7 protein-coding genes are annotated in these 5,145 nt (G+C 72.1%); 6 read left to right on the top strand and 1 reads right to left on the bottom strand.

All coding sequences use genetic code 11. The features are described 5' to 3' along the window. From CA983_RS40595 to CA983_RS40585, 3 genes are all read left to right on the top strand, one after another. Positions 1–843: hypothetical protein (locus CA983_RS40595; protein ID WP_341866734.1), on the top strand; the 843-nt coding region annotated here is incomplete at its 5' end. An 8-nt stretch (positions 844–851) separates the two neighbouring features. Beyond that, positions 852–2,018 (top strand): type VII secretion-associated serine protease mycosin, encoded by a 1,167-nt coding sequence (gene mycP / locus CA983_RS40590; RefSeq protein WP_086605691.1) that lies wholly within the window; start codon positions 852–854, stop codon positions 2,016–2,018. 60 nt (positions 2,019–2,078) lie between these two features. After that, entirely contained in the window at positions 2,079–2,807 is a 729-nt protein-coding gene (locus tag CA983_RS40585; protein ID WP_086605688.1) for an SseB family protein, read from the top strand. A 21-nt stretch (positions 2,808–2,828) separates the two neighbouring features. Here the strand turns inward: CA983_RS40585 and CA983_RS40580 are convergent, their stop codons facing one another. Then, positions 2,829–3,185: a DUF1844 domain-containing protein gene (locus tag CA983_RS40580; protein ID WP_086605687.1), complete on the bottom strand. Its 357-nt coding sequence runs from the start codon at positions 3,183–3,185 to the stop codon at positions 2,829–2,831. A gap of 396 nt (positions 3,186–3,581) precedes the next feature. Here CA983_RS40580 and infC point away from each other — a divergent pair, with 396 nt between their 5' ends. The 3 genes from infC to rplT all read left to right on the top strand — a co-directional run bounded on the left by infC (position 3,582) and on the right by rplT (position 5,043). Next, positions 3,582–4,256 (top strand): translation initiation factor IF-3, encoded by a 675-nt coding sequence (gene infC / locus CA983_RS40575; RefSeq protein WP_086605690.1) that lies wholly within the window; start codon positions 3,582–3,584, stop codon positions 4,254–4,256. Between the two features lie 112 nt (positions 4,257–4,368). Next, positions 4,369–4,563 carry a 50S ribosomal protein L35 gene (gene rpmI, locus CA983_RS40570; RefSeq protein ID WP_059419477.1) on the top strand — a complete coding sequence of 65 codons (195 nt, stop codon included), beginning with the start codon at positions 4,369–4,371 and terminating at the stop codon, positions 4,561–4,563. Between the two features lie 96 nt (positions 4,564–4,659). After that, positions 4,660–5,043, top strand: coding sequence for a 50S ribosomal protein L20 (gene rplT / locus CA983_RS40565; protein WP_003989074.1), 384 nt, complete (start codon positions 4,660–4,662; stop codon positions 5,041–5,043). Positions 5,044–5,145 lie beyond the last annotated feature (102 nt).

Below are 5,145 nucleotides of genomic sequence, written 5' to 3'. Positions count from 1 at the left end.
GGTCCCGCTCCCGCCGGCACCCGACCCGTCGTGTCCTTCGGGGAACCCGAGGGATACGACGCCGACGCGCGGCCCCGGCCGCTCGGGCGGCGCGGGGCGTCCCAGGCCGTCGCTGCCGCCGTCTGTCTCGTGCTCGGGCTGGGGCTCATCTCGGGCGCCGTCACCGGGAGCTGGCTCGTGGGGGACTCCGGGGAGGAGGGCTCGCCCTCCACCTTCACCGCGGCCGGCAGCCTCTGGCACAGCGTTCCCGTCGACCAGCTCTTCCCGCCCACCGTGCAGGGCCAGGGCGCCGGCCCCGGCGGCGCCGACCGCACCTGGACCCGGATCGCCGTCGCCCCGGACAGCGGCTGCAAGGACGCCTTCGACCCCCTGCTGCGCAAGGCTCTCGCCCCCGTCGGCTGCGAGCGGCTCCTGCGGGCCACCTACACCGACGCCACCGAGAGCTACGTGACCACCGTCGGCCTGCTCTTCACCAAGGCCGACGCCGCGGGCATGACCTCCCTCGCGAACCGTTTCCGCAAGGAGCGCCTGGACCGCCGCAGCGACCTGATGCCCCTGCCGTACGCCGCGAAGGACACGCCCGCCGCCCACTTCGGCGCGGAACAGCGCGCCGCCTGGACCGTCTCCGTGCTCACCGAGGCCCCGGTCGTCGTCTACGCCGTCTCGGGCTGGGCCGACGGCCGCACCGTCGACGACCCGCAGCCCGCCGAGGACGCCATGGAGTCCGGCGCCACCACCGCCCCCGCCCAGGCCGGCCTCGGCAACGAGGCACAGGGCCTCGCCGACCGCGTCGAACGGGGCCTGCGCAAGAACGTCCGCTCGGCCACGGAGCAGCCGTCGTGAAAGCGGTCATGTCCCGCGCGGGCGGGTTCCTGAGTGTTCTCCTCGCCGCCGGCCTCGTCCTGGTCCCGTCCACCACCGCCCACGCCGACGGCATCCGCGCCCAGCAGTGGGCCCTGGACGCCATGCACACGCAACAGGCCTGGCAGACCACCAAGGGCAGGGGCGTCACCGTCGCCGTCCTGGACACCGGCGTCGAGGCCGACCACCCCGACCTGGTCGGCAATGTCCTCACCGGCGAGGACCTGGTCGGCTTCGGAGCCGAACCCGGCGACCGCGCCTGGGCCCGGCACGGCACCGCCATGGCCGGCATCATCGCCGGGCACGGACACGGCCCGGGCAACGCCGACGGCGTCCTCGGTATCGCCCCCGAGGCGAAGATCCTGCCCGTCCGCGTGATCCTGGAGGACGGCGACCCCTCCCGCGCCAAGGCCCGCAGCACCCGCGGCAACGCCCTCGCCGAGGGCATCCGCTGGGCCGCCGACCACGGCGCCGACGTCATCAACCTCTCCCTCGGCGACGACTCCGCCTCGGCGCACCCCGAACCCGCCGAGGACCAGGCCATCCAGTACGCCCTGAAGAAGGACGTGGTCGTCGTCGCCTCCGCCGGCAACGGCGGCGAGAAGGGCGACCGCATCTCCTACCCGGCCGCCTACCCGGGCGTCATAGCCGCCACCGCCGTCGACCGCTCGGGAACCCGCGCCCCCTTCTCCACCCGCCGCTGGTACGCCACCGTCAGCGCCCCCGGCGTCGACGTCGTCATCGCCGACCCCGACCGCAAGTACTACGAGGGCTGGGGCACCAGTGCCGCCGCCGCCTTCGTCTCCGGTGCCGCCGCCCTGGTCAGGGCCGCCCACCCCGATCTGACCCCGGCCCAGATCAAGTCGCTCCTGGAGGACACCGCCCGCAACGCCCCCGCCGGGGGCCGCGACGACTCCCGAGGCTTCGGCTTCGTCGACCCGGCCGCCGCCATCCAGGCCGCCGACCGGCTGAAGCCGCAGGGCCTCCGCTCGGCGGCGTACGGCGGGAAGTACTTCGGCAGCGGCCCGGACGCCACCGGCTCCGACGACGACACCGCCGACTGGGCCGCCCCCCTCGCGGGCGGCGCCGGCGGCGTCCTGCTGGTCGCGGCCGTGGTCCTGTGGCGCGGCCGCCGCGCCGGCCACGACCACTTCTAGTCACCGGGCACCCGGACCGCCCGCCGAAGCGGCGGCACCCGGCCTATAGGGTCGACGACCGTGGCGAACAAGAACATCCCCGACTCCGGCTTCTCCGACGACGACGGCTCCGCCGACCCCCGGCTGAGCGCGGCACTCGCCGCCTGGTCCGAGGACCGCGGCGCGGTGGGCCCGGTCCTCGACGCCCTCAAGGGCGCCCGGCTGCTCGTCCCCGTCGTGGCCGTGCTCGGCGAGGTCGAGGAGGACGAGCGGGGACTGCGCCGCGAGAAGACCAGCGACATGGCCGTACCGACCCTGAAGGCCGGGAACCGCACCGCCCTCCCCGCCTTCACCTCCACCGACTCCCTCGCCCGCTGGGACCAGGCGGCCCGGCCCGTCGCCGTACCCCTGCACCAGGCCCTCCAGGCCGCCGCGCACGAGAAGGCGGACACGATCGTGCTCGACCTGGCCGGGCCCGTGCCGTTCGAACTGACCGGCCCCGCCCTGCTCGCCCTCGCGGAGGGCCGTACGACCACCGACCCGCTCGCCGACCCGGCCGTCGTCGAAGCCGTACGCGAGGCCGTGGCCGCCGAGCCCGCCGTTCTGCGCGCCCACCTCGGCCCCGGCCAGGCCGACGGCACCCTCGCCCTGGTGCTGGACCCGTCCGCCGCCCCCGCCGAAGCCGCCCGGGCGGTCGCCCGGCGGCTCGCGGCCGACGAGACACTGAGGGCCCGCCTGGTGCGCGGCCTCGACCTGGCACTGCTGCCGGCCGGGGCGACGCCACCGGGCGAGCCCTTGTACGAACGCTGAGGCGGATCCGCCGGACAGGCTCTAGCCGTAGACCGGGCCCGTGTACTTCTCGCCCGGGCCCTGGCCCGGCTCGTCCGGGACGAGCGACGCCTCGCGGAACGCCAGCTGGAGCGACTTCAGACCGTCGCGCAGCGGCGCCGCGTGGAACGAGCTGATCTCGGTGGTGGACGCGTCCAGCAGACCGGCCAGCGCGTGCACCAGCTTGCGGGCCTCGTCCAGGTCCTTGTGCTTGTCGCCCTCCTCGGTCAGACCGAGCTTCACCGCGGCGGCGCTCATCAGGTTGACGGCGACCGTCACGATCACCTCGACCGCCGGGACCTCGGCGATGTCGCGGGCCATGGCGTCGAAGTCGGGGGACTCAGGAGGGGTCTCACTCATGCCCCACACGATAGGCGCAGGCCGGGCGTGTGCCGTACCAGGCCCCGGGTGGCCGCAATTAGCCGTTCCTGGCCAATGCTGGTAATCTCGTGTAACGACCGGTCGGACCCGTATGCCTAGCGGCCCGCGAGCCCGACCCACAAGTGGAGGCTTTCGAACTCCCACCTGACCGCCCCCAGGGCGGCGGGTCACCGGTCAGACGGTCCCGTCCCAGCGGCGGCGATCCGTCCGAAAGCGCGCCCCGCGGCTCTCCGCGGCGGTGCTCCGGTAGTTCGAGGAGCCCCGCCTGGGAATCGTCCGGGGCATTTTTTGTGCTTCGGCGCGGTTAGGTCTATCGAACAGAGACGTTACGCGGCCGTCCGCCAGACCGTCGCGTGGTGCTACCGAGGAGGATCCATCAGCGCCGAGCCCCGCATCAACGACCGGATTCGCGTTCCCGAGGTGCGACTTGTCGGTCCCAGTGGCGAGCAGGTGGGCATCGTCCCCCTGGCCAAGGCACTGGAGCTTGCGCAGGAGTACGACCTGGACCTGGTCGAGGTCGCGGCGAACGCCCGTCCGCCCGTGTGCAAGCTCATGGACTACGGGAAGTTCAAGTACGAGTCGGCCATGAAGGCCCGTGAGGCGCGCAAGAACCAGGCGCACACGGTCATCAAGGAGATGAAGCTCCGGCCGAAGATCGACCCGCACGACTATGACACCAAGAAGGGTCACGTCGTTCGGTTCCTCAAGCAGGGCGACAAGGTCAAGATCACGATCATGTTCCGTGGTCGCGAGCAGTCCCGGCCCGAGCTGGGCTACCGACTGCTCCAGCGGCTCGCGGAGGACGTCGCAGACCTCGGGTTCGTAGAGTCGAACCCGAAGCAGGACGGCCGAAACATGATCATGGTTCTCGGTCCGCACAAGAAGAAGACCGAGGCGATGGCCGAGGCTCGCCAGGCGCAGGAGGCCCGCAAGGCTGAGGCGAAGGCCAACCCCGGCAAGTCGCAGAACGCCGCTGAGGCCGACGACCTCGCCGAGGACACCGCCGAGGACTCCGCCGAGGCTCCGGCCGAGGCTTCCGCCGACGCGTGATCCCGGGGGACGCGAGTCCCCAAGGACGTAACCGATACAAGAGCGACGCTCCACCGTGCCCGGTTTTCGCGACCGGGCACCGGAGCGCCACCGACGAGGAGAGAACGGCGCTATGCCGAAGAACAAGTCGCACAGCGGGTCCAGCAAGCGCTTCAAGATCACCGGCTCCGGCAAGGTGCTCCGCGAGCGTGCCGGCAAGCGCCACCTGCTCGAGCACAAGTCGTCCCGTGTGACGCGTCGCCTCACCGGCAACGCCGAGATGGCCCCGGGCGACGCCAAGAAGATCAAGAAGCTTCTCGGCAAGTGACGTCCCGGCGCGTCAGCGCCGCACGTCAGGACCGGGACCCAATCGATATCCGGGCCGTGTGAAGACCACCGCGGCCCCGCTACAAGGAGTTAAAAAGTGGCACGCGTCAAGCGGGCAGTGAACGCCCACAAGAAGCGCCGGGCGATCCTCGAGCAGGCCTCCGGCTACCGCGGTCAGCGTTCGCGCCTGTACCGCAAGGCCAAGGAGCAGGTCACCCACTCGCTGGTCTACAACTACAACGACCGCAAGAAGCGCAAGGGTGACTTCCGCCAGCTGTGGATCCAGCGCATCAACGCCGCTGCCCGCGCCAACGGCATGACCTACAACCGCTTCATCCAGGGTCTGAAGGCCGCGAACGTCGAGGTCGACCGCAAGATCCTGGCCGAGCTGGCCGTCAACGACGCCGGTGCGTTCGCCGCGCTCGTCGAGGTCGCCCAGAAGGCGCTGCCGAGCGACGTCAACGCCCCCAAGGCGGCCTGACGCCGGCTCCGAGCCGATGTGACGGAAGGACCCGCAGGCCGAGCGGCCTGCGGGTCCTGCTGTGCAGCCAGCTACTGAGAAAGCGAACGGAATGCCCCCCGC

This window comes from Streptomyces swartbergensis (genome assembly GCF_002148965.1).
In the GTDB taxonomy this organism is placed as follows: domain Bacteria; phylum Actinomycetota; class Actinomycetes; order Streptomycetales; family Streptomycetaceae; genus Streptomyces; species Streptomyces swartbergensis.
The sequence above is the reverse complement of the archived record's forward strand: the minus strand, read 5'-3'. Positions and strand labels throughout refer to the sequence as shown.

What these genes read in the sequence shown, in the direction of transcription:
- mycP (WP_086605691.1), top strand. Translation starts at nt 852, where the DNA reads ATGTCCCGCGCGGGCGGGTTCCTGAGTGTTCTCCTCGCCGCCGGCCTC.
- CA983_RS40580 (WP_086605687.1), bottom strand. Translation starts at nt 3,185, where the DNA reads ATGAGTGAGACCCCTCCTGAGTCCCCCGACTTCGACGCCATGGCCCGC.
- rpmI (WP_059419477.1), top strand. Translation starts at nt 4,369, where the DNA reads ATGCCGAAGAACAAGTCGCACAGCGGGTCCAGCAAGCGCTTCAAGATC.